Below are 24,022 nucleotides of genomic sequence, written 5' to 3' on the forward strand. Positions count from 1 at the left end.
GGATATGCGTACGCTCAGTGACGTGCCGCGTCGCCTTGTGGTCGCGATCGGCGGCAATGCGGTTCATCCCGAGGACATCCGCGGGACCTCCCAGGAGCAGAAGTCGGTCGCGCAGAAAACCGCGGAAGCCTTGCTGCCGCTTGCGCAACTCGACAATGAGCTTGTCATCACGCATGGCAACGGCCCGGTCGTCGGCAAGATCATGATGCGGCAGATGTTGACGATGAGCCGCATTCCGCCGATGGACATGGATATCTGCGTCGCGCACAGCCAGGGCGGCATCGGCTATCTCTTGATGCAGGCGATCGAGAATGCCCTGCGCGAGCAGGGTAACCAGCGGCACGTGGCAAGTCTGCTGACCCAAGTCGAGGTCGACAAGGACGATCCGGCGTTCAAGAATCCCACCAAGTTCGTCGGCCCGTTCTTCTCGGAAGAGGAGGCGAAGAAGATCAGCGCCGAGCTCAACTGGGCGATGCGCGAGGATTCGGGACGCGGCTGGCGCCACGTCGTTCCCTCGCCGAAGCCCAGGCATGTCTGCGACATCTCGCTGGTCGATGCATTGGTCAAACGCGGGACCATCGTCATTGCGGGAGGCGGTGGCGGCGTTCCGGTCGTTCGCGATGCGAAGGGCGTGCGCACCGGCGTGCCGGCGGTTATCGACAAGGATCTGACGTCAGCTCATATCGCGAACGTCCTCGGCATTGAAGAGTTGCTGATCCTGACGGCAGTGCCGCGCGTGGCGGTGAATTTCGGAAAGCCGAACAAGAAGGAATTGGATCAGGTCAGCCTCGAGGAGATCAAGGCCTATCACCGTGAAGGACACTTTCCGCCGGGGAGCATGGGGCCGAAGGTCGATGCGGCCATCCGCTTTCTCGAGGGCGGCGGCAAGCGCGCGATCATCAGCCACCTCGATTGCGCCATGGCGGCGCTGCGAGGCGAGACGGGGACGCACGTCGTTCAATAGCTGATCCGACCGGCGCGGCCGCGGATCATCCGCCTGCGCCGGTCGTCGGTCCAAGTTCGAAGGACCGTTATGACGTCTGGATTCACCGAGTTGAAGCGGCCGGACCGCATGACCGGCGTTTCGCCTTTTGATCTGGCTATCGCTGTGGTCGGCCGAAGCTCACGGATTAGAGAACGAGCGGGCCGAAGGAATTCGAGGGAACGACAAGGCTATGGCTATCCAGTCAAGCGTACGGGCGAACCTGTACAAGGATTCCGTCTCGTTGATGCGGATTTCGCAGCTCGCGGTGGCGCGGAGCGGCGTGCAGCGGGTGACGCTGCTGATGGGAACACGCAGCAACAAGGAGTTCCTGCAACAGGCCGGCCTGATGGGTCCGGCGCTCGAAGAGGCCAAGCCCGGCGATATCATGATCGTCGTGGTGGACGAACAGCTCGACAGACTGGAAGCCGCGGCGCGCGAAATTCACGCTCTGATCGTCGGCGATGATTCGAAACAGGGGGCGACCGAGGCGGTTGCGGACGCAGCGCCGCGCTCGATCGCGCGCGGCGTCGCGGTTGCCGATCATGCCAACCTCGCGTTGATCTCGGTGCCGGGCCCCTATGCGGCGGCCGAAGCCTTGAAGGCGCTGCGCCACGGTCTGAACGTGCTGCTGTTCAGCGACAACGTGCCGATCGGGCAGGAGCAGGCCATCAAGCGGGTTGCCGCGCAGAAGGGATTGCTGGTCATGGGGCCGGATTGCGGCACCGCGATCATCAACGGCGTCCCGCTCGGCTTTGCCAACGTCGTTCGGCGCGGCGTCATCGGGCTCGTCGGAGCGTCGGGCACAGGGCTGCAGGAAGTGATGTGCCAGATCCATCACCATGGCCAGGGCATATCGCAGGCGATCGGCACCGGCAGCCATGATGTTTCCAGCCTGGTCGGCGGCATCACCATGGTGCAAGGCCTGGACCTGCTGGCCGCGGATGAAGAAACCAAGGTCATCGTCATTGTCTCCAAGCCGCCGGCGCGCGACGTGGAGAATCGCGTGATCGAGCGAGCGGCGACGATCGGCAAGCCGGTCGTGATCTGCTTCCTGGGCGGCGAACCGGTCGCCTCCACCGGAAACGTCCATCGCACCTCGTCGCTGCAGGAGACCGCAGCGCAAGCCGTCTCCCTAGCGGGAACGGCCAGTCTCGGGAGCGACAAGAAGGCCGTCGAGGCATTGGCGGACCGGGTTTGTTCGTCGCTGGCGCGATCGCAGCGCTATCTGCGCGGTCTCTATTCGGGCGGCACGTTCTGCTCGGAGGCGCAGACGATCTGGCGCGGGGCCGGCATGCGGGTCCGGTCGAACGCGCCGCTCGCCGACGCCGACCGTCTACCCGACGGGGACAAGAGCCTCGAGCATGCGGCGATCGATCTGGGCAGCGACGAATTCACGGTGGGACGTCCGCATCCGATGATCGACTACAGCGTGCGGATCGACCGCCTTCTGAAAGAGGCGGACGATCCGAATGTGGCCTGCATCGTGCTGGACGTGGTGCTTGGCCACGGCAGCCATTCAAATCCGGCGGAAGTTCTCGCTCCCGCCATTCGTCAAGCGAAGGCGGCCGCAAAAGCGAAAGGGCGCGAACTTCCCGTCATCTGCTTTGTGTGCGGCACGGACCAGGACCCACAGCCCTTCGCGGCGCAGAAAGCCTTGTTGAAAGACGCCGGCGCGGAGCTCGTGGCCAGCAGCACCAGCGCGGCGCGGTGCGCGCAGGCCATTGCCAGCCGGATGGCGGGCGAAAGCGCTGCAACCCGTCGCGCGCCGCAAGGTGGAGAACGACGATGAACCCAGTTTCGGCTCTGCGGAACAGCAAGACATCGGTCGTCAGCCTTGGCGCCTCCGATCTCGATCGGGGCGTCGAGAGCAGCGGTGCGCCGCTGACGCGCCTGCAATGGCAGCCGGTCGGAGACGGAAGTCCGGAAGTCGCCTGGAATCTAGCGCAACTGATCGGCGACGCTGATGACGCGGACTGCCTGGGATCGCGGATCGACCGCGCCAATGCGGAAGTGCTGCAGCGAATCCTGGCTGGGCAACCGGTGTGGGTCGACGTCGCCGCGCGTGCCTCCGACGTCTGGCCCGATATGGGCCGGACCCTGCTGCACGCCGGCCCGCCGATCGCCTGGAAGGATATGTGCGGCCCGATGAAAGGGGCCGTGGTTGGCGCAATTCTCTACGAGAGATGGGCCGCGACCCCGGCGGAGGCGGAGCACCTCGCTGCGGGCGGCGGCATCCGCTTTGCGCCATGCCATGAATTCGGCGCGGTGGGGCCGATGACCGGGATCATCTCGCCCTCGATGCCGCTCTTTGTGGTGATGAACAAGGCAGCCGGAAACCGCGCCTATGCGCCGATGATGGAATCCGGCGGCGCCAAGACATTGCGGTTCGGCGCCTTCGCTCCGGAGGTGATCGAGGGCCTCAAGCTGATCGAGAATGTCCTGGCGCCGTGCCTGAAGGCGGCCGTCGCCGACATCGACGGCGGGTTGCCGCTGAAGCCGTTGATGTCGCAGTCGCTGCATATGGGTGACGACGTTCACAACCGCAACACGGCCGCGACGCTGCTACTGTATCGCGCCGTCACGGAATCGCTGCTCAAGTCGTCGATCTCGCGCGACATCGTTCACGAGACGCTGCGGACGATCGGAGCGGACGACATGTTCTTCCTCAGCCTGTCCATGGCGGCGTGCAAGGCGACGATGGATGCCGCCCACGGCGTGCCGTTCAGCAGCATCGTCACCGCGATGGCGCGCAACGGCGTCAATGTCGGCATCAGGGTGAGCGGGCTGGACGGACAATGGTTTGTCGCCCCCGCCGACATCCCTGTCGGTCTGTTCTTGCCGGGTTTCAGCGAGGCCGACGCCAATCCCGATATCGGCGACAGCGCGATCACCGAGACCGCTGGACTGGGCGCGTTTGCGATGGCCGCTGCTCCCGCGATGGTCCAGTTCGTCGGCGGCACGCCCCAGGATGCCCTGCGCTATTCGCGCGAGATGGCGCACATCACGATCGGCCGCAATCCCGGCTTCACGCTGCCGATGCTCGATTTCATCGGCGCTCCGGTCGGCATCGACATCCGCAAGGTCGTGGATGAAGGTATGAGGCCCGTGATCAACACCGCGACGGCGCACAAGGAGCCGGGGATGGGAATCATCGGCGCTGGCGTCGTGCAGGCTCCGATGAAGTGCTTTGTCGAGGCGGTCGGTGCGTTCGCGGAGATGGCTGTGAGGTGATCCGGCTACAGTTCTGAAAACGGTGGCGCGGCCTGATGATGCGCTGCCGCCCATGACAAAGAGCCGCGATAAGAAATGCGGCAACACCGGGAAACAAAGAGGAGGAAACGATATGAACGCTACGCGTCGAGCATTTCTGCAAACCGGCCTGCTCTCGGCGGCCTGGATCGGTTCATCAACCCGGCTTGTCCTCGCCGACGATACGGCAAAGCCGCTCCGCATCGGCATTCTCATCCCGGGGTCGAGAGCCGACCATGGCTGGATGGAGTCGGCCTACAACGGCATGAAGGCGGCCGAGCAGCGCCATGGCAAGAAGGTTGCGATCACGTCCATCGAGAACGTCAAGTTCGCCGACATGGAGCAGGCGCTCGTGACTCTCGCGAGCAAGAACGACATGGTCATCGGCGCTGCGGGGCAGACCCAGGCGTCGGTTCTGAAGGTCGCCAAGCGGTTTCCGAAGGTGAAGTTTTCCATCGCGGGGCCCACGGGGCAGCCGACGGATAACGTCGCGCAATATGACGTGCTGCAGGCCCAGATCGGCTTCATCGCCGGGGCAGTTGCCGCCATGATGTCGAAGAACGGCGCGGTGAGCTATGTCGGCGGGCTTGAAATTCCGGCCATCGTCAACACGGGAACGGAATTCGCGAACGGCGCCAAATACGTCAAGCCGGATACGAAATGCTTCGTGACCTATACCGGTGACTTCGACGACGTCGCCAAGGCGAAGGAAGCGACGCTGGCCGCGATCGCACAAGGCGCCGACATCCACTACAACATTCTCAATCTCGGCGTGCGCGGAATGGAGCAGGCGGCGCGCGAGAAAGGCACCAGGATGATCGGGAGCTATACCAACTACTGCTCCGACAAAAATCCGCTCTACATTGCCTACACGGTCAGCGGCATCGGGTTCATGGTCGAATATGCCATCGATCAGGCCGTCGCCGGAACGTGGCACCCGGAATACAAGCAGTTCGGTCTCGCGATGGGGCCGCAGTCGGCCGATATCGAGATCTGCACGGGAGCGACGCCGGAAATCCAGGCGAAGATCAAGGAGCTCAAGGACGATCTGCTGTCGAGCAAGATCAAGGTAAAGGTGGGCTGACCGTGGCTGTTCTCGAACTGTCTGGTCTGACCAAGCGGTTCGGCACTTTCACCGCGCTCGACGACATCTCGTTGGGCGTCGAGCGTGGTGAGGTGCACTGCCTGCTTGGCGAGAACGGCGCCGGAAAATCGACATTGTGCAATCTGGTCTTCGGGGTGCACCGGCCCGATGCCGGCACGATGACACTGAACGGGCATTCGTTTCAGCCCCGCGGACCGGCGGAAGCGCTCCAGCGCGGCATCGTGATGGTGCACCAGCATTTCAGCCTGGTGCCCAACATGAGCGTGGCCGAGAACCTGATGCTCGGCCGCGCGAACGCGGTGCTGAAGCCGCAAGACATCATCGTGCGGATGGAGCAGCTCGCCGCGGAATACGGGCTCGAAATCGACCCCGACGCGTTGATTGAAGATCTTTCGGTCGGCGAGCGGCAGCGCGTCGAGATCATCAAGTGCCTGCTAGGTGATCCGCAACTGCTCGTGCTCGACGAGCCGACCGCGGTGCTGCAGCCGGACGAGATCGATGCGTTGCTGGCGATCTGCCGCCAGGTCGCGCTGCGCGGTAAGTCCGTGATCCTGGTCACCCACAAGCTCGGCGAGATCAATCGGGTCGCCGACCGCACCACGGTGCTGCGGCAGGGGCGCATCATCGAGACGGTGGCGATGGCCGGCGCGGACATCCGGTCGCTGGTGCGCTCGATGGTGGGGCGCGATGTACAGTCGGCCGGTTCGGTGCTGGCTGCGGCGGTCGATATCGAGGGCAAGACGCCGGCACGGCCGGCAGCGGGCCGGGAAGGTCGGCCATCTCCGGGCGAAACGGTGCTTCAGATATCCGACCTCGTTTATCGCGACGCGCACGGCGTGGCGAGGCTCGACGGCTTGAGCCTTGCGGTCGGTGCCGGGGAGATCGTCGGGATCGCCGGTGTCGAAGGCAACGGCCAGACCGAACTGGGCCTGATCCTCGCCGGTCTCGGCTCGCCGAGTGCAGGCTCCATCGTCGTCGGCGGCACATCGGTGGATGGTAGCACGCCACAGCAGATCACGGACGCAGGCGTCGGCATTGTTCCTGAGGATCGCCATGCCGTGGCCTGCATCAAGGAATTGTCTGTCGCAGAGAATCTCTTTCTCGGCGCGATCGGAAAATTCAGCCGCTTCGGCCTGCTCGACAAGCCGGCGCGCCGCAAGGCCGCGGAAGCGATGATGCGTGAATTCGATGTCCGCGCGAGCAGCCCGGACGTATCGATGGCGAGTCTGTCCGGAGGAAACCAGCAGAAAGCGGTGCTTGCACGCGAGCTCTCGCTCGATCCGCTGGTGTTTCTGCTCGCCGCCCAGCCGACCCGGGGGCTCGACGTCGGTGCGATCGAGGCGGTCTACAATCGCATTCGTGCGGCGCGCGACGACGGTCTCGGGGTACTCCTGATCTCCAGTGAGCTCGAGGAGTTGATGGCGGTGTCGGATCGGATCGCGGTGATCTACCGCGGAAGGCTGGTTGGCGAGCTCGCGGCCGGATCGTTCAGTCGTGAGGCGATCGGCGCGATGATGTCGGGGCACGCGCATGTCTAGATTGGCCATGGTCATGAAGAATCCGAAGTTTGCCCGGGTCGCGCAGGGCGCCAAATTCGATCTTGTGCCGTTGCAGGTGCTGGTACCGGTGGTGTCGACTGTTGTTGCGCTCGGGATCGGTCTGCTCATCATTGCTGCCACGGGCGCATCGGTCGTGGACGCGATCGAAGCGTTCTGGGACGGCATGGCGGGGAGCGATTTCAATATCGGCGCGTCGCTCAACCGCGCGATCAGCCTCGGACTGGTCGGTCTTGGCTTCATCTTTGCCAGCCGCGCCAATCTGACGAATGTCGGCGGCGAAGGACAGATCGCGATGGGCGGCATGTTCGCGACCGCAGCCGCGCTGCATGGCGCCGGCGGCCTGCCCTTTGGGCTGGCGTTTGTCACGCCGCTCGTCGTGGGAACCGCTGCCGGCGCTCTTTGGGGCGCGCTGGCAGGCTTTCTCAAGGCGGCGCGTGGTACAAATGAAGTCATCAGCACGTTGCTGTTGAGCTTCATTGCGCTGCCGTTGGTGTATTGGTCGGTCGAATCCTTTCACTTGCTGCGCAAGCCTATCAGCGATGTGTCGTCGCTGCCGGAATCACCTGAGATTCCGGATTCAACCAAGCTGCCGCAGCTCTTCCCCGACAGTGGCTCTCCCCTTCATATCGGGTTGCTGATAGCTGCAATCGCGGTCGTCGTCGTGTGGTTGGTGCTCAAGCACAGCACGCTCGGCCTGCGGTTGCGCGCCGTCGGCTTGAACGTGACGGCCTCCCGCCGCGCCGGCATGCGGACCAGCTTCTACGTGATCCTGGCCATGACGGTGTCCGGTGGCCTTGGCGGCCTCGGCGGCGCGATCATGATCCTCGGCCAGCAATTCTATCTGACGAGCGATTTTTCGTCCGGCTATGGATTTGACGGCCTGGTGGTCGGTCTGCTGTCGCGAGGCTCGGCGATGGGCGTGGTGATCGGTGCGCTGCTGTTCGGATTCCTGCGATCGGGATCCATCAACATGGAGATATCGGCGCATGTCCCGTCTGCCGTCGTCCTGATCTGCCAGGGCCTGATCGTCATCATCATCGCGGGCTCAGCGATCCTCACCAACCGAAAGGCAACCCGATGATCGACGAACAGATGGCGGTGTTTATCGGCTCCGGGCTGCGTCTTGCGGTTCCGATCATTTTCGCGGCGACGGGCGAAATGCTGAGCGAACGCGCCGGCGTTCTCAATCTCAGCCTCGACGGCATGATGCTGATGTCGGCCTTCGCGGCGGCGCTGACGTCGTGGGCGACCGGCTCGCCGCTCGCCGGCGTGGCGGCCGGCGTATTGGTGGCAACAGTGGTGGCCGCGGTGCAGGCCGTGCTGAGCGTCACGCTGCGCGCAAATCAGCTGGTGGTGGGCATAGGGTTCAATATCCTGTCGTTGGGCGCGACCACTTTCCTGTATCGCGAGATCTTCGGGCCGCTGTCGCGTGATCCGATCCCCGGCTTTGCCCAACTCAATCTGCCATGGCTCGCCGCCATCCCTGTGATCGGGCCGGCACTATCGAACCAGACCGGACTTGCCTATGTCAGCATCCTGATGGTCGTCGTAACGTGGTTACTCCTGAAGTACACCTCCTTCGGGCTGGCCGTGCGCGCAGTCGGTGAGGATCCGCGCGCAGCCGACAAGGCCGGCATCAGCGTTGCCAGGACACGCTATCTCGGCGTGCTCTATGCAGGTGTTCTCGCGGGCCTGGGCGGGGCGTTCATGTCGGTTGCGGACAGCAATACGTTCACCGAGAACATGACCAAGGGCGCAGGCTATCTCGCGATCACGGCCGTCATCTTTGGCGGCTGGAATCCCTGGTACACACTGGCGGCGTGTCTCCTGTTTGGCTTCGCGACCGCGCTGCAGTTCCTGGTCCCTGCGCTGCAGCTCGACGTGCCCGTGGCGCTCCTCTTGCTGCTGCCCTATCTGCTGGCGCTGGTCGCGATTGCAGGCTTTGTCGGAAGGAGCAGGCAGCCTGCGGCATTGACCATTCCGTTCGAACGTGGCGCGTGATCGCGAAGATAGTTCAACAAAGCATCGAGGGAGGAAGGTCCGATGACGAGTTCCACTGCTGCAAAAGCCACAGCGTCAGGCGCGCCAAACTCAGCCAATCCCCTTGGATCCGCTCCAGGCTACAAATGGCTGGTCGATGACAATAACGTCAACATGGCATTGGCGGCGCCGCCGCCGATCGCCGTCACGATCAACGCTCAGCCCCAGACCGTGACCGTGGATCTGCATCGCACCGCTCTCATCGTCGTGGACATGCAGAACGACTTCTGTGCGAAAGGGGGCTGGGTCGATCACCTCGGTGTCGATCACACGCCGGATCGGGCGCCGATCGAGCCGCTACAGAAGCTTCTCCCGGTACTGAGAGCGGCCGGGGTGCACGTCGTCTGGCTGAACTGGGGCAATCGGCCGGATCTGAAGAACATGCCGCCCAATCAGCTCCATCTGTACAAGCCGAAGGGGGTTGGGATCGGCCTTGGCGAGCCTTTGCCCGGCAGCGGTGCGCGCGTTTTGCAGAAGGACAGCTGGGCCGCGGCCGTCGTCGACGAGTTGAAGCAGGAGCCGGGGGACATTCACGTCGACAAATACCGGATCAGCGGCTTCTGGGATACGCCGCTGGACAGCATTTTGCGCAACCTCGGCACCAGGACGATCCTGTTTGCCGGCGTCAACACCGATCAGTGCGTGCTGCACTCGCTGACGGACGCCAATTTCCTGGGCTACGGCTGCCTCCTGGTCGAGGACTGCTGCGCAACGACATCGCCGGACTACTGCGTTGAGGCGACGATCTTCAATGTCAAGAAATGCTTCGGGTTCGTCACGCACTCGTCGGACGTGATTGATGCCGTGCAGAAGCAGGCACCCGGCCGCATATCATAGGCGCGCGCGTCATCACGCCGCCGAATATGCGGATTGAGTATTTCGATTAGACTGGGGCGCCGGCGTCATCATTCTGTCTCCCGGAAGCAAGGTCGGCTTTACGCGACCGCTTAGGGGGAGGGATGCATGCAGGCGCAACCGGGACGACACACCGCGCAGGTGAATGCAGGGGCGCGCCTCGATCGCTTGCCGATCTGCGGCTTTCACTGGCGGATTCTCGCGCTGATCGGCGCTGGAATGTTCCTCGATGCGTTCGACATCTATCTGGCCGGCGGCGTGCTCGGCGCCGTCCTGAAGGAGGGATGGTCCACGCTCGAGCTGAACGCGGCGTTCGTCTCGGCGACGTTCGTCGGCATGACCATCGGCGCCTGGTTCTCTGGAATCCTGGGCGATCGGTTCGGCCGGCGGTTTTCGTATCAGCTCAATCTCGCGATCTTCGGTCTTGCCTCGATCGCCGCCGCGCTGGCGCCGTCGATGCCTGCGCTGATCGCGGCGCGTTTCGTGATCGGCATCGGTCTCGGGGCGGAGATCGTCGTCGGTTACGCGACCTTGACCGAGTTCGTTCCGGCCGGCTCGCGCGGCCGCTGGATCGGGTTGTTGGCGGTGATCACGAATTTTTCGCTGTTCGTATCCTCCATGGTGGGATTGTGGGTCATCCCGACACTCGGATGGCGGTACATGTTCGCCATCGTCGGCGTCCTCGCCATGGTCGTCTGGATCTTGAGGAAATCGATGCCGGAGTCGCCGCGCTGGCTGGCCGCCCAGGGACGCGCCGATGAAGCTGAACAGGTCCTGCGGACAATTGAAGCCGAGGCAGCGCGGAAGGGGCCGCTCTCGCCGGCGCTGCAGGACGTCCAGCGCGCGCAGGAGGACGGATCGGTCTGGCGTCTGTTTCAGCCGCCCTATCTCGGGCGGACCTTGCTCGGCAGTCTCCTGCACGTCGTCGTCGGGTTCAGCCTGTACGGCTTCATCGGCTGGCTGCCGACCTTTCTGATCAAGGGAGGCCACAGCGTCGTGTCATCGCTCGGCTACACGACCCTGATGGCGCTGGGCGGTCCGGTGGGGTCGTTGATCGGCCTGGCGATCGCCGACGTTGTCGGCAGAAGAGCCTCGATCGTCGGTTCGTCGATCGCGGCGGCGGTCTTCGGCGTCGCCTATCCCTTCGTGCCCGACGGCGCGCCGCTCGTCGCAGTTGGATTCCTCCTCGTGACGTCGATCTACGTGATGCTGGCAACCGGCTTCGCCATGCATGTGCCGGAGCTGTTCCCGACCCGATACAGGATGCGTGGAACGGCGATCTGCGCCACCGCCGGACGCATCGCGACGGCGTTGGTTCAGTTCGTCGTCGTCGCGATCTTCGCCTGGCAGGGACTGACGGGGGTGCTGATGACACTTGCCGGCGTCCTCGTGTTCCAGGCGATCATGTTCCTGATGTTCGGCATCGAAACCAAGGGGCGCCGGTTGGAGGATGTTTGCGAAGCGGCGAACGCGCCGGCGCCGGCCGCCGTTCCGGCGGCGAGCCAGGGGGCCGCCGGCCTGGGTGCCTAGTCCAGCTCAGCACAGACCTCGCTGACTTCCTTGCGCAACCAGCGGTTCGCCTTGCTTTGATCGTAGCGCCGATGCCAATACATCATCCAGCTGAAGGGCGCGGATTTGAACGGCAGGTCTGCCATCCGCAACCCGTCGTTCATCAACGCGGCGGCGAGGCGTCCCGGCATCACTGCGAAGAGATCGGTCTCCTGCAAGACGTGCGGCACGACGAGCCAATGCGGCACGTTCAGGGCGATCTTCCGCTGATGTCCCAGCCCGGCAAGCACGTCGTCCACGAAACGGACGTCGGTTGGGCTCATCGACACCTTCATGTGCTCCTGGGCAATGAAGGTCTCGAACGTCAATCCCTTGCGCGCCGCCGGATGGCCTTTGCGCATGATGCAGACCATGCGGTCGTCCATCACCTTTTGCGAGCGGATCGAGTGGGTGTGCTCGAGGCCCATGCTGACCGCCACGTCGATTTCGTCGCGTTCGAGCGCGTCGACCGTCAGCGCCGGGGGAAGGTGGAGGATGCTGTAGCCGATCCGCGCCGCCTGCGGTCTCCGTGCGACGAGCTTGGGCAGGATCAGGCAGGCGAGGATGTCGGACATGCGGACCGAGAAGGTGCGCTCCGACCTTTCGGAATCGAAGCTGGAATCGCTCTCCAGCACCCGCTCGACCTGGCGTAGCAGCTGGCGCAGCGGCACGACGAGCTCCGTCGCGCGCGGCGTCGGTTGCATCCCGGTTGCCGTCCTGACCAGCAGCTCGTCGGAAAACATTCCGCGCAGACGGCTGAGCGCGTTGCTCATCGCGGGCTGACTGAGCCCGACGCGGTCGGCCGCCTTGGTGACGTGGCGCTCGGACAAGAGCGCATCCAACGCGACGAGCAGGTTGAGATCGATCGAGCGAAGGTGCATGGGCGTCTCCCCAGCACATTCATATGACAAATAATGATAGATGACAAATCCATTTCACGAATGTGGCCGGTCGAACTAACCTTGATCTCGTCAAGCAAGACGGGAGGCCGACATGAACGACGAAGCGATCAAGAACGAAGTGAAGGTCTGCATGTTCGACCAGTACGGCACGGTCGTCGACATGCAGGGCGGCCTGACCCAGATCGCCACGCCGTTCCTCAAGGCAAAGGGTTGGAAGGGCGATCCGAATGCATTCGTCACCTGGTGGCGGCGGACGCATTTCGAAAACTCCATGATCGACGCGCTGCTGCACCGCCAGCACACGCCGTATCGCGAGATCGGCCATCGTTCGGTCGCCCACGTCATGGACCGCGCAGGGATCGACTACACCATGGACGAGGTGCGCACCCTCGTCGGCGAGATCGAGAAGCTGAAGCCGTTTCCAGAAGTGCCGGAGGCGCTGGCTCGCCTGCAGACGAAATACCAGCTCGTCGTACTCTCCAATGGCGATCCCGATATGCTCGAGACCGCCAAGGCGCATCACCAGATTCCGTTCGACCGCGTGATCTCGGTCGCTGAAGCGAACTCGTTCAAGCCGCACGTGGCCACCTACACCAAGGCCGCGGAGATCATGGCATTGCGGCCCGACCAGATCCTGTTCGTCGCCAATCACGCCTTCGATTGCATCGGTGCGAAATCCGCCGGCATGCGCTCGGCCTTCATCGACCGCAGGAGCCGTCCGTTCGGTATCACGCCGCATCAGCCGGATATCCTGGTGCCGAGCATGAAGGATCTCGCCGATGCGATCGTCTGATCGCGAGCCGCTGTCCGGCGTCAAGGTCCTCGACCTCTGTCGGGTGGTGTCCGGACCCTTCGCCACAATGCATCTCGGCGATCTCGGTGCCGACGTGGTGAAGATCGAGGAGCCTCGTCACGGCGACGAAAGCCGCCGTTACGGCCCGCCGTTCATCGCAGGCGAGAGTGCCTATTTTCTGTCGGTCAACCGCAACAAGCGGAGCTGCGCGATCGATCTCAAATCGAGCGCCGGCCGCGACACCGTGCTTGCGCTCGCCGGCGTGGCTGACGTCGTGATCGAGAATTTCAGGCCGGGAACCCTGGAGAAATGGGGCCTCGGCTTCGAAGCCCTTCGTAACAGCAATCCGCGGATCATCCTGTGCAGCATCTCCGGCTTCGGACAGACCGGCCCCGACGCCGATCGGCCGGGATACGACCTGATCCTGCAGGGGGAGTCCGGGGTGATGGACATCACCGGTGATCCCGACGGCGCCCCGATGAAGGTCGGCACCTCGATTGCCGACCTCGTCACCGGCCTCTACGCCTCGCAGGCGGTGCTGGCCGCGCTGATGCGGCGGCAGCGCACCGGCGAAGGCGGTCGCGTCGGCGTATCAATGCTTGACGCGATGGCGTCGCTGCTCACCTTCAACGCCGGAATGTTCTTTGCGTCCGGCGAAAGTCCGACGCGGCGCGGCAACGTCCATCCGACCATCAGCCCCTATGAGCCGTTTCGTGTCAGCGACGGCTGGATCAACGTCGGCGTCGCCAACGACAAGTTCTGGTCGATCTTCTGCGAGGTGATCGGGCGAGCCGCTCTCCTCGGCGACCAGCGCTTCGCGACCGCACCCAGACGTGCGAGCAACAGAGATGATCTTGTGCGCATCCTCGCGCCGGTGTTCGCGCAAAGGACGCGCGCGGACTGGCTCGCGACGTTGGGTCAGGCAGGCATTCCGTGCGGTGCGATCAATACGGTGAAAGAGGTGTGCGAGGCGCCGCAGCTCGTCGAGCGCGGCATGGTGCAGACGGCGGACCATCCCGTCTCCGGCGCCGTCCGCTTCATCGCGAGGCCCATTCGCTTCGACGACCGGCCGCCGGCCCCGTCCACGCCGCCGCCGACGCTCGGCCAGCACACCTCCGAGATCCTGTCCGATTGGCTGGGTTGGGGTGGTGACGCGCACGCTGATCATCATGCGGGCCCGTCGGGAAGCACAAGCAAGCGGCAGGGCCTCATGTCAGACAATCCGGCGGCGTGAACCCACTGTGCCGTTGGGCGCAGCTAGCCGTGCGGACCGAACATGAAGATGTCGTAGAAGTCGTCTCCTCCATCAATGGACGCGGAGCGCACAAACCGCCGGCGCAGCCGCCTCAGCCGTCTCATCATCCGGCCAAGGGTGAAGGACCTGGAAGATGTCGGCTGCATCTGCTCTCCTTCGCGTTGGTCTCGCTGCGATGAATACCACGACGCCGTTCTGATCGATCGAGAATGTCGGCGGCGCGGCAACTTTGGAATCTTCTGCGTTCGCCCAATCATCCTGCAGGAGATTCATTCGATCGCAGGAGCGCAGCGAGGAAATTCTTCCGCGCGAGGAGCGGTCCTATTCGATGTTTCCTGACAAGCGGGAACGCAGCCAGTATCGCGTCCGGGTTTGACACGAATCGAGCTCGGCGCACTGCTGCACACAGCGCTTCGTCGTCGGCATCGCTAGGACCTTGCTCTTTTTCAGGCCGACGCGAACGCGACGTTGCGCCGGCGCTCCATCTTTGGATACCCATTTCATTGACCCACGCGCGTCAACGTCGGATATTGACCGCCGGCAGGTTGTGCTGCCCGAGGTCACCGCAATGAAAGCCAGGGACGGAATTGTGATGCGCGACATGCGAAGCCGCATGCCGCATCGCTGCGTCTCGGCGGCGACCGGCGTCTGTTGTTGACCGCCTCAAGAATCCGAACGCATCGACGATCAGACAGGAGCGCCGCAAGCCGGCGAACGCGCACACATGTCCGAAGCCTATATCATCGAAGTATCGAACCGAACCGCAGGGATCGTCGTCAGCGAGGCGCGTGGCGTTCGCTTCTTTTCATCTGAACGCGCCTTCGACCGCCTTGACGGCGGTCATTTCGGCTCTGCCCGCGCCGCAGAGCGCGCAGCGAGGGCGCTGATCGAGCGGCGACGCCGCGCGCCCAGAGCCTGATGCAAGACGAGACCCGGCCTAGCTCTTCGCGTCCAACGCGTTGGCGATCGCCTCGTCCACGTTCTCGAGCCAGATGAACTCCAGCTTCTCGCGCGCGCCCTGCGGAATGTCGTCGAAGTCGCGCCGATTGCGCGCCGGCAGCATGACGCGGGTGAGGCCGGCGGCCGCGGCCGCGACGACCTTCTCCTTGATGCCGCCGACCGGCAGCACCAGGCCGCGCAGCGATATCTCGCCCGTCATGGCCGTATCGTTCCTGACGGTGCGGTTGGTCAGCAGCGACGAGAGCGCGGTGAACATCGCGACGCCGGCGCTCGGACCGTCCTTCGGCGTCGCGCCCGCAGGCACATGGACGTGGATATCGTTCTTCTCGAACACCGCCGGATCGATCCCGATCTGTGCGGCGCGGCTCTTCACAAGGGTCAAGGCTGCCTGCACGCTCTCCCGCATGACGTCGCCAAGCTGTCCGGTGAGGATCAGCCCGCCCCGGCCGGGCACGCGCGTGGCCTCGATGAACAGGATGTCGCCGCCGACGGGTGTCCAGGCCAGGCCGGTGGCGACGCCGGGAATGCTGGTGCGCAAGGCGATCTCGCCCTCGAAGCGCGGTTGTCCCAGCATTTTGGTGAGATCCTTCGGCGCGATCGCGACCTTCGTCGCGGTGCCTTCGGCGATCTGCACCGCTGCAAAGCGGAGCGCCTTGCCGATCTCCCGTTCGAGCGAACGGACGCCGGCCTCGCGGGTATAGCCGTTGATGATCAGCCTCAGGGCCTCGTTCTCGATCTCGACCTGGTCGGCCTTGAGGCCGTTGGCCTCAAGCTGGCGGCGCACCAGATAGCGGCGCGCGATCTCGAGCTTTTCGTCCTCGGTGTAGCCGGGAAGACTAATGATCTCCATGCGGTCGCGGAGCGGCCCCGGGATCGTATCGAGCATGTTCGCGGTTGCGATGAACGCCACGCGCGAGAGGTCGAAGGGAACGCCGAGATAGTTGTCGCGAAAGGTCGCGTTCTGCTCGGGGTCGAGCACTTCCAGCATCGCGGCCGACGGGTCGCCCTGGATGCCGCGTCCCATCTTGTCGATCTCGTCGAGCATCATGACGCAGGCGCGTGAGCCGGCCTTCTTGATGCCCTGGATGATGTTGCCGGGCAGGGCGCCGATATAGGTGCGGCGATGACCGCGGATCTCCGCCTCGTCGTGCACGCCGCCGAGGCTGACGCGCACGAAGGGGCGGTCCATGGCGCGCGCGATCGACTGTCCGAGCGAGGTCTTGCCGACGCCGGGCGGACCGACAAAGCAGAGGATCGGCGCCTTGCCGTGGGGCGCCAGCTTGCGGACCGCAAGATACTCGATGATGCGCGACTTGATCTTCTCGAGGCCGAAATGGTCCTCATCGAGGATGCGCCTGGCCTCGCGGATGTCGATCGGCTTTTCCGCCGGCAGCGCCCAGGGCAGCTCGACCAGCCAGTCGAGATAGCTGCGCACCATCCCGGCCTCCGCGGCCGATTCAGGCATCCGCTCGTACCTGCGCAGCTCTCGCTTGGCCTGGGCTTCCGCCTCGGGCGGCATGTTCGCTTTGGCGATCGCCGCGGTCAGTTCAGTGACCTCCTGGCCCTTGCCGTCGCCCTCGCCCAATTGGCGCTGAATCGTGGCCATCTGCTCGCGCAAGATCGCCTCGCGCTGGCGCTCGTCGAAGACCGCCTTGGTCTTCTGGCCGATCTCGTTGGTCAACCGGAGCACCTCGAGCCGCTCGGCCAGATAGCGCGAGACCTTCTCCATCCTGGATGAGAGGTCGACCGTCTCGAGGATCTCCTGCTTCTCCTGAGGCTTGATGTCCATGTAGGACGCCGTCAGATCGGCGAGCGCGCCCGGCGACGTGCTCGACTGGAACACGTTGACGAGCTCCGGCGGCGCTTGCGGGAGCAGCTGAATCGCCTCGACGGCCTGTCGCTGCAGGTTGAGGAAGCGTGCCTCGATTTCGGGAGACGTCGTCGATGGCTCCGGAATATGAAGCACGCGTGCGGCGAGAAACGGCGTGCCGGGAATAAAGTCCAGGATGCGGGCGCGCTGGACGCCCTGGCAGACGATGTGATGGCTTTCATCCGGTGCGGTGATGTAGCGGACGATGCTGGAGACAGTGCAGATCCGATAGAGGTCGTCGGGAGTGGGGTCCTCGATGTCGGGATTTCGTTGCAGCAGGATCCCGACCGGCCGCTGCTCGCGCAGCGCCTGCTGGGCGGCGGCGATCGATTTTGCGCGGGCTATGGTGACGGGCGCGATCACGCCGGGAAACAGCACGACGTTGCGTACCGGGATAATGATCAGCGCATCCGCGGGGATCGCAACCGCTTCCGTTTTCGAGCCGGCGGGGGCCGCAGTGAGTGTATCGTTTTCGGATGCCATGACGCGCCTCACACAGATTTCGCCAGACGCAGCACGACGCACCCGTTCGAGGCGTGGCGGCTGACGGCATAGCGGCCGGCAGGCAAGGCTATGCGGCGTTCAAATCTCCCTTGGGGAAGCTCGAGCCGGCGGATCAGGGCGTCCTGCAGTTCCGGCGGCAAGACCCGTTGTCCGGTGATGATCAATGTGTCGCCATCGATGGCCGCGACGACGTCGTCGGGATCGACGCCGGGCAGCGCGACGAAAATCAAAAGTTCGCGCTCGGTCTCGAGCACATCGATCGGAGGCTCCCACGCAGGGCCGCCACTTTGCTTCAGGGTGAACAGTCTCTTGTGAAGGCGCTCCGCACGGGTGAGCGATTCGATAGCCTCGGACAGCATCCAGTTGAAGGGATCTCTTGTCGCCATGCGCTCCGGCCTCTCAAGACAATTGCCCCGCTCAACTTACTCCCAAACCAACGAGGTTCAACGTGGCACATCGCAGTGACGCCTGGACTCGGGCCGAATGATGAATGGGTGTTCACTCCTTTGCGGAGCGCGGATGTCGTTAGAGTGTTTTCGAGCGAAGTGGATACCGGTTCGCGTGAAGAAAACGCGGCAAAACAAGAATCTAGAGCTTCGGTTCTGATGCAATCAGAACCGAAAATGCTCTAGTCGTCCGGAGACCCGAACGAAATACCGGCAGACATTTTGTCTGCGTCGCGGACGACGCCGTCCACCGCGCCGTTCAACCGCCGGCGTGAATGGCCGGGTCGTTACGTTCGGGGGACTTGACCATGGCGGGCCGAAACGACGTCGGCGCGCCACCGAAACGCCGCCGGAAGCTGCGGCTGAAGGTCGATACGTCATTGAAGCCACAGGTGCGGGAAATATCGCTGATCGATCGCCGCTCCCCGGTCAGGCTTGCGAGGATCCTGCGCGCCTCCTGCAGTCGAAGCTCGAGCAGGCGCCTGGTGAAGCTCGTGCCCGCCTCCTTCATCAGATATTGGATGTAGCGCACTGATAGCTTCAGGCGGGTTGCCGCCATGATCGGCGAGAACGCCGGATTTGTGAAGCTCACCTCCATCTCCGCGAGCAGCCGCCGCAGGTTCGCCGCGCGCGGTCCTTTCGCCGGTCCAAGGCGGCAATCCTCATCGACCGCGCCAACGGTCAGCGCGATCAACTCGTGGATATGGTCGGTGAAGCAATGCTGCAGGTGAGGCGCAACGAAGGTCAGCTGATGCATCGCGGTCTGCAGATATCCCGACAGCAACCGCAACGGTGCCGTGTCGCGGGGAATTCGCCGTGCCACGGCGTGTCGAGGGTACATCACGGTGCGCCGGCTGAGCGCTTCCGCGGGAACGGCGACCGACATCCACCGGCTGCATGATTTGACGAACCAGCCGTCATCCTTGCTGGAGAGTAGCGTAGCATCGCCCGGTTCCAGCGCGACCCGGCGCCCGCACTGCGACACCTCGCCGGTGCCGTCGATATTGTCAGCAGGATCACGGCATGCTGGTCGGTGGCCTTGATCGAGGCCTGCGCCGGCGAAATGGTGAAGATCGCCGTCCGCAAATCGGGAAGCGCGCGCGTCGTCGCCTCGATATCGACCGACAGCTCCGCGCCATGCTGGCTGTCAACGTGCAGTCCCTGTTGCGCATAAAAGGTGCGCCAAATGGACGATTGCTCGGTATCCGTCGCCATGATGGTCGAAACGCGATGCGAGCTGAAGTCATCAACCATGTCGGGCATCACCAGGCCTGAAATGCGAGCCGAGAGCGAACGGCATGAGGTAATCCTAGTGCTGCCGTTGCGCTGCGGCTTGCCTGTGCGGGCCGTTACGTTGACTGAAAGGGCCAGCGCGCGTCGCGGTGCACCCGCACGGACCGTCGTTCCGCAAGTCAGGCCCTGAAGCCGTACCGGAGCGGTTCTTGTTGTCGATGAGCTCCCAGGTTCGGCGATTGAACGCGATCGCGAGCGCGCGGTGATCGTGCGTGGCCATGGCCGCCTTTCATCAACATAGATTGAATGCGTTGCCGGCATCGCATCGCGTCATTGTCGCGTCGCCGAGCGACCATGAGCGGGACGCCGCCGGCGCCGACCCGAATGGAGCTTTCGCGATCGCTGGGCTGCCGCGGAGCTGCGTTTGCCAGCGGTGGCGAGGACGCGCGCGAGCGTCACGACGCCGGCCTTGATGTCGGCCGGCTTGACGGCGGCAAAGCCGAGCTCGAGCCCGGCTGGCGCTTGGGCCTCGACGGCATAGATCGACAATGGCCGGGTCTCGATCCCTGCGTCGGCGGCAAGGCGGGCTACCGCGCTGTCGTCGCTTCCCTCGGGCAGAAAGGCCGGTACGTCGAGGCCGACCACGGCCGGCGGAATCCTGATCAGGCCGCCGAGATGAGTCACCGCGGCTTCCTGCAACACCTTGGCGCGTTCGCCGTAGAGCATGCGCATGTGCCGGACGTGGCGGCCGAAATGCCCCTCGGCCATGAAGTCATGCAGCACGACCTGCGGGAAGAGTGAGACGTTCCGGCATGTGAGCGAGACCGCCGCGGTGAACGGTTCGACCAGCGTGTCGGGCAGTATCACGAAGGCCAGCCGCAGCGATGAAAACAGCAGCTTGCTGAAGGTGCCGGTGTAGAGAACGCGATCGCTGGTATCGAGGCTCTTGAGCGCCGACAGCGGCCGGCCCTCGAAACGATATTCGCGGTCATAGCCGTCCTCGATGACGATCGCATCCGCCTCGTTGGCCCATTCTAGCAAAGCCTGCCTGCGCGCGAGCGCCAGCGGCATGCCGAGCGGCGCCTGTCGACCGGCCGTCACGTAAGCGAGGCGCGCTGTGGGCGCGCGCGCCCGCCCGGCCTCGACATTGAGTCCGGCATCGTCCACCGGGACGCCGACGACCTTGGCGCCTGCCGCCTCGAGCACGAGGCGAGCGCCCGGATAACCGGGATCTTCCATCCAGACCTCATCGCCGGGGTCGATGAGAAGACGCGCCGACAAATCGAGGATCTGTTGAAAGCTTCCGAGCACCGCCACGTTCTCCGCGGAGCAGGCGATGCCGCGGGTGGATCGCAAGTGCGCCGCGATTACGACGCGAAGCGGCTTGAAGCCGCATACATCGGCATCCGCAAGCAGGTTGCGATGCGACAATCGCGATCGCTTGGCGGCGATCCGCCGCCAGATGTCGACGGGAAATATCGAGAGGTCGGGCTGGCAGGGACGGAATGCGCGAACCGGCCCGGCGCGTCCGACAGTCGGAAACGGCGTGCGCGCAAGTGCGCGCCCACGGGACGACAACCGCACCGTGCCTGCCGCAGGCCTGTTGCGGTGACGCATGCTTCGCATCATGCCGAACGCCTCGTCCGGCAGGTCCTGGCCACGAAGGTGCCGCGCCCCACGGCGCCCGCCAGGTAACCCTCGGCACCGAGCTGGGCGAAGACCGCGACCACAGTGCCGCGTGACACGTCGAGCCGCTCGGCGAGATCGCGCGTGGCCGGCAATCTGGCTCCCGGCGCAAGCCGGCCCGCCAGGATCGACGCGCGGATCTCCTCGTAGAGCCAGCGCTGCTGCGAAGCGCCCGGAGGCCTGGAAGCGATGATGATTTCGACGTCGCCGGCGCGGCGCATGTGTGGCCTCGCTAGTTGATCGCACGGACGGCAGCAAGCCGGCGGCGCGTAGCGGCGGCCTGAAAATGGCCCAATGAAAAATCCGAAAATGGAGCTTGGTAATCCGGCGCCGTCGCATTGAATTGTCCCAAGGCGAACTCACGCGATTCTGGCTTGGCTCGGAAGGACCCACATTGCCCGTGGCACAGATATGGTCGACACACCTGGTTCGGCAGCGCGATCGGTTTCCGTTCTGGGCGGATGTCGTCGCGAAAACCTTCGTTCCGGTCGACTGTGACGCGCGGGAACGCGCGACGTTTCACGCCCGGATCAGGACCTGCCGCATCGGCAGCGTGAGCATCTCCGAGGTCTTGGCGGGGCCGCATCGCATCGAGCGCAATCATGCGCTCCTGAGCAGTGCGCCGAGCGACGACATGATGGTCGCGCTGCATCTGTGCGGCTCCTGCGGCTATTGCAATGATATGGTCGAGGGACGGATGTCTCCGGGCACCGCCATCGCCATCGCGACAGACACGCCCTACACGTTCGACTTCGGATCGACGGTCCATCGCGTCGTCTTCAAGGTCTCGCGCGAGAGCCTGTCTGTTCTCCCGTCCGATGCCGAACCCCGCTCGGCCGCATTGCGGCAATCCTCGCTTCTGTTGCCGCGCGTGATCGGCGTGCTGCGCCAGATCGCGCTGTCGGTGCTCGACGATGCCGCCCGGGCGCCGGCGAGCGATGCGGAGGATGGCATCGAGCAGGCGCTGCTTGCGCTGATGCAACCGGCGCTCGGACGAGCGGTCGACGATGACGCACCAGGCCCCGCATCGCAGCAACGGTATCGGCAGGCCCTGTCGATGATCGCGGCGAACCTGAAGGACCCGATGCTCGATCGAACGGCGATCGCGGAAGGCATCGGCGTGTCGCTGCGCGGCCTTACACGGCTGTTCGCGGCGCACGGCACGACGCCGGAACGGACGATCTGGAGCCATCGCCTCGCCGCCATCAGGCGCGATCTGGCTAATCCCCGGCGCGCGGGCGCCTCGATCACCGAGATCGCCTTCAATTGGGGCTTCAATGATGTTGCGCATTTTTCCCGCCGTTTCCGTCAGGCCTATGGTGTGTCACCGAGCGAGTTTCGCCGCCAATGGATCGCGGCGCACCGGCCGCCGCTAGAATGACGCCAGGATCGATTTCGCGAGCGTGCCGAGATAGTCCCTGGCCGCGGCTTCGCTCTGCACCGGGGTCAGGATGAAGGCGTAGACGGATTTGTTTGCGCGAACCAGGAGCTGAAAGTTGCCTTGTGCGAGGAAGAACGACTCGTCTCCGAGCCCGGCGACAGGCTTTGCGATGCTCGCATGCTGTTCCTTTTCGATCGTCCATGATTTGAGGTCGGGATCCGGACGCACGTAGATGAAGAGGGCGCCGATCGCATTGTTGATCGGCTTCGACGTGAAGAAGCTGCAATTCAGCCTGTCGTTCGGCTGTTGTCCGACCGCGCCCGGAGGAGAACCAGTCGGCCCCCGAGATCTGCTTGAGCGCCGCGACGTCGACCGCGCGCCGACACGCGGCGTTCATGTTTTCGGCCGTGGCCTGCGGTCCGATCGCGACCAGCCCAAGCCCAAACCCAAGCATTGCGAGAGCGCGCGGCAGGCGTGTCGACATGGCTTGCAGACCTTGTGCTTCGAGGGCAAATGCGTTGAAGGGGACATGACGCAAACGAGCTGATGGTCCCTTGAGGATGCGAGATCGCGGACGTCGACAAGACGACATGAAGAAGTACGAAATGGGCAGCACGATGCAGTCACTGCGACACCGCCGCAGATATGAGATCAAGGCGATGATCTGGCTTCATGATGGTCCGGCGGGCTGGCATTTCGTCACCCTTCCTCAGAACGAAGCCCGGGAGATCAGGGCCCACACCGCGGGCCTCGCAACGCGTTGGGGCTCAATCAGGGTCGTGGCCACGATCGGTGACGTCAGATGGCAGACCTCGCTGTTTCCGGACCGGAAGCGCAAATCGTATCTCCTTCCGCTGAAGCGCGCGGTTCTCAAGGCCGAGGGGATCAAGGCGGGTGACCGGATCATGCTGACGCTCGACGTCTGACGGCTCACTCGACATATTGCAGGACCTCGGCATCGGTTGCCGCCACCGGCATGTGGCTCAGCCTTTGTTGCAGCCGGACCAGGTCGAGAAACGCGTCGACCTGGCGACGCAGATCGTCCGCAATCATCGGCGTGCGGCTCGCCATGGTGGAGACCGCGGTCACGCGGACGCCGCGGCGCTGGATCGCCTCGACGAGGGCGCGGAACTTGCCGTTTCCCGAGAACAGCATGATCTCGTCGACGTGCGGGCAGATCTCCATGGCCTGAACGGCGAGATCGATCTCGATCCTGCACTTGATCCCCCGGTGGCCCGGGCCGTCGCTGAACTCGGTGGCCCGCTTGGCCACGACGGTGTAGCCGTTATAGGAAAGCCAGTCCGCGCGTGCACTTGCCGAGCGATGCTCGGGATCGTCGGAGATCGGCGTGTAGTAGAAGGCCCTGACGACGGTGCCGATCGTGCGAAACTCGCCCAACAGCCTGCGATAGTCGATATGGAAGCCGAGCGCCTTCGACGTGGCTTCGAGATTGGGGCCGTCGATGAACAGGGCAATCCTGCTTGCGAAACTCGACATGAAAACTCCATAGCAAACGTCTTCACCAAAGCATGATCCGAGCCGGCAAACTCGCGTTCGTCAGATATCCGCATGATGGTCTGTGAATGGATTCGGGTCCTGGACGGGTCTCGCTGGTAAACACCGGCACGCATGTTTTCTGTCGCCGCAGGCG

23 protein-coding genes are annotated in these 24,022 nt (G+C 64.2%); 15 read left to right on the forward strand and 8 right to left on the reverse strand.

The features are described from left to right. Positions 1-4: 4 nt before the first annotated feature. The 9 genes from arcC to ACFFWD_RS41570 all read left to right on the forward strand — a co-directional run bounded on the left by arcC (position 5) and on the right by ACFFWD_RS41570 (position 11,323). Positions 5-964 carry a carbamate kinase gene (gene arcC, locus ACFFWD_RS41530; protein WP_376975185.1) on the forward strand — a complete coding sequence of 320 codons (960 nt, stop codon included), beginning with the start codon at positions 5-7 and terminating at the stop codon, positions 962-964. A gap of 211 nt (positions 965-1,175) precedes the next feature. Further along, on the forward strand, positions 1,176-2,774 hold the full coding sequence (fdrA, locus tag ACFFWD_RS41535) for an acyl-CoA synthetase FdrA (protein ID WP_376975186.1): 1,599 nt from the start codon (positions 1,176-1,178) through the stop codon (positions 2,772-2,774). Continuing rightward, positions 2,771-4,216, forward strand: coding sequence for a YlbE family protein (locus tag ACFFWD_RS41540; RefSeq protein WP_376975187.1), 1,446 nt, complete (start codon positions 2,771-2,773; stop codon positions 4,214-4,216). Before fdrA ends, ACFFWD_RS41540 begins: the two co-directional genes overlap by 4 nt. Before the next feature lie 112 nt (positions 4,217-4,328). Further along, positions 4,329-5,318: a BMP family protein gene (locus ACFFWD_RS41545; protein WP_376975188.1), complete on the forward strand. Its 990-nt coding sequence runs from the start codon at positions 4,329-4,331 to the stop codon at positions 5,316-5,318. 2 nt (positions 5,319-5,320) lie between these two features. After that, positions 5,321-6,877 (forward strand): ABC transporter ATP-binding protein, encoded by a 1,557-nt coding sequence (locus ACFFWD_RS41550; protein WP_376975189.1) that lies wholly within the window; start codon positions 5,321-5,323, stop codon positions 6,875-6,877. Next, on the forward strand, positions 6,870-7,979 hold the full coding sequence (locus tag ACFFWD_RS41555; protein WP_376975190.1) for an ABC transporter permease: 1,110 nt from the start codon (positions 6,870-6,872) through the stop codon (positions 7,977-7,979). Before ACFFWD_RS41550 ends, ACFFWD_RS41555 begins: the two co-directional genes overlap by 8 nt. After that, entirely contained in the window at positions 7,976-8,899 is a 924-nt protein-coding gene (locus ACFFWD_RS41560; RefSeq protein WP_376975191.1) for an ABC transporter permease, read from the forward strand. Before ACFFWD_RS41555 ends, ACFFWD_RS41560 begins: the two co-directional genes overlap by 4 nt. 153 nt (positions 8,900-9,052) lie before the next feature. After that, the gene (locus ACFFWD_RS41565) at positions 9,053-9,775 is read left to right on the forward strand and encodes a cysteine hydrolase family protein (protein ID WP_376975253.1); all 723 of its coding nucleotides are present in this window, start codon (positions 9,053-9,055) and stop codon (positions 9,773-9,775) included. 126 nt (positions 9,776-9,901) lie between these two features. Continuing rightward, a complete protein-coding gene (locus tag ACFFWD_RS41570; protein WP_376975192.1) occupies positions 9,902-11,323 on the forward strand; it encodes an MFS transporter in 1,422 nt (473 codons plus the stop codon). Here the strand turns inward: ACFFWD_RS41570 and ACFFWD_RS41575 are convergent. Beyond that, positions 11,320-12,222, reverse strand: a complete 903-nt coding sequence (locus ACFFWD_RS41575; RefSeq protein WP_376975193.1) for a LysR family transcriptional regulator — start codon at positions 12,220-12,222, stop codon at positions 11,320-11,322. The two genes, ACFFWD_RS41570 and ACFFWD_RS41575, sit on opposite strands and share 4 nt — an antisense overlap. A gap of 112 nt (positions 12,223-12,334) precedes the next feature. Between ACFFWD_RS41575 and ACFFWD_RS41580 the strand changes: the two genes are divergently transcribed. Together ACFFWD_RS41580 and ACFFWD_RS41585 are read left to right on the forward strand one after the other, a co-directional pair. Further along, positions 12,335-13,036: a haloacid dehalogenase type II gene (locus tag ACFFWD_RS41580; RefSeq protein WP_376975194.1), complete on the forward strand. Its 702-nt coding sequence runs from the start codon at positions 12,335-12,337 to the stop codon at positions 13,034-13,036. Continuing rightward, positions 13,023-14,270, forward strand: a complete 1,248-nt coding sequence (locus ACFFWD_RS41585; RefSeq protein WP_376975195.1) for a CaiB/BaiF CoA transferase family protein — start codon at positions 13,023-13,025, stop codon at positions 14,268-14,270. Before ACFFWD_RS41580 ends, ACFFWD_RS41585 begins: the two co-directional genes overlap by 14 nt. 958 nt (positions 14,271-15,228) lie before the next feature. Here the strand turns inward: ACFFWD_RS41585 and lon are convergent. The 3 genes from lon to ACFFWD_RS41600 all read right to left on the reverse strand — a co-directional run bounded on the left by lon (position 15,229) and on the right by ACFFWD_RS41600 (position 19,074). Further along, a complete protein-coding gene (gene lon / locus ACFFWD_RS41590) occupies positions 15,229-17,604 on the reverse strand; it encodes an endopeptidase La (protein WP_376975196.1) in 2,376 nt (791 codons plus the stop codon). 8 nt (positions 17,605-17,612) lie between these two features. After that, positions 17,613-18,011: an Hsp20/alpha crystallin family protein gene (locus ACFFWD_RS41595; RefSeq protein WP_376975197.1), complete on the reverse strand. Its 399-nt coding sequence runs from the start codon at positions 18,009-18,011 to the stop codon at positions 17,613-17,615. A 319-nt stretch (positions 18,012-18,330) separates the two neighbouring features. Continuing rightward, positions 18,331-19,074, reverse strand: coding sequence for an AraC family transcriptional regulator (locus tag ACFFWD_RS41600; protein WP_376975254.1), 744 nt, complete (start codon positions 19,072-19,074; stop codon positions 18,331-18,333). A 20-nt stretch (positions 19,075-19,094) separates the two neighbouring features. Between ACFFWD_RS41600 and ACFFWD_RS41605 the strand changes: the two genes are divergently transcribed. After that, positions 19,095-19,346 (forward strand): hypothetical protein, encoded by a 252-nt coding sequence (locus tag ACFFWD_RS41605; RefSeq protein ID WP_376975198.1) that lies wholly within the window; start codon positions 19,095-19,097, stop codon positions 19,344-19,346. Between the two features lie 288 nt (positions 19,347-19,634). On the opposite strand, the gene ACFFWD_RS41610 is transcribed toward ACFFWD_RS41605, so the two are convergent. Further along, entirely contained in the window at positions 19,635-20,933 is a 1,299-nt protein-coding gene (locus tag ACFFWD_RS41610) for an aminotransferase-like domain-containing protein (RefSeq protein ID WP_376975199.1), read from the reverse strand. Beyond that, positions 20,930-21,211: a GntR family transcriptional regulator gene (locus tag ACFFWD_RS41615; RefSeq protein WP_376975200.1), complete on the reverse strand. Its 282-nt coding sequence runs from the start codon at positions 21,209-21,211 to the stop codon at positions 20,930-20,932. Before ACFFWD_RS41615 ends, ACFFWD_RS41610 begins: the two co-directional genes overlap by 4 nt. A gap of 179 nt (positions 21,212-21,390) precedes the next feature. On the opposite strand from ACFFWD_RS41615, the gene ACFFWD_RS41620 reads away from it, so the two are divergent. Beyond that, complete coding sequence (locus ACFFWD_RS41620; protein ID WP_376975201.1) at positions 21,391-22,371, forward strand: helix-turn-helix domain-containing protein; 981 nt, start codon at positions 21,391-21,393, stop codon at positions 22,369-22,371. On the opposite strand, the gene ACFFWD_RS41625 is transcribed toward ACFFWD_RS41620, so the two are convergent. Continuing rightward, the gene (locus ACFFWD_RS41625; protein ID WP_376975202.1) at positions 22,363-22,599 is read right to left on the reverse strand and encodes a hypothetical protein; all 237 of its coding nucleotides are present in this window, start codon (positions 22,597-22,599) and stop codon (positions 22,363-22,365) included. The genes ACFFWD_RS41620 and ACFFWD_RS41625 overlap by 9 nt on opposite strands. A 28-nt stretch (positions 22,600-22,627) precedes the next feature. On the opposite strand from ACFFWD_RS41625, the gene ACFFWD_RS41630 reads away from it, so the two are divergent. After that, entirely contained in the window at positions 22,628-22,918 is a 291-nt protein-coding gene (locus ACFFWD_RS41630) for a hypothetical protein (protein ID WP_376975203.1), read from the forward strand. A gap of 43 nt (positions 22,919-22,961) precedes the next feature. Beyond that, on the forward strand, positions 22,962-23,297 hold the full coding sequence (locus tag ACFFWD_RS41635) for a DUF1905 domain-containing protein (protein ID WP_376975204.1): 336 nt from the start codon (positions 22,962-22,964) through the stop codon (positions 23,295-23,297). Positions 23,298-23,301: 4 nt separating this feature from the next. Here ACFFWD_RS41635 and ACFFWD_RS41640 read toward each other — a convergent pair whose 3' ends face one another. After that, positions 23,302-23,868 (reverse strand): LabA-like NYN domain-containing protein, encoded by a 567-nt coding sequence (locus ACFFWD_RS41640; protein WP_376975205.1) that lies wholly within the window; start codon positions 23,866-23,868, stop codon positions 23,302-23,304. Between the last annotated feature and the right edge of the window lie 154 nt (positions 23,869-24,022).

The sequence above is a fragment of the Bradyrhizobium erythrophlei genome (assembly GCF_042430365.1).
GTDB lineage: Bacteria > Pseudomonadota > Alphaproteobacteria > Rhizobiales > Xanthobacteraceae > Bradyrhizobium > Bradyrhizobium erythrophlei.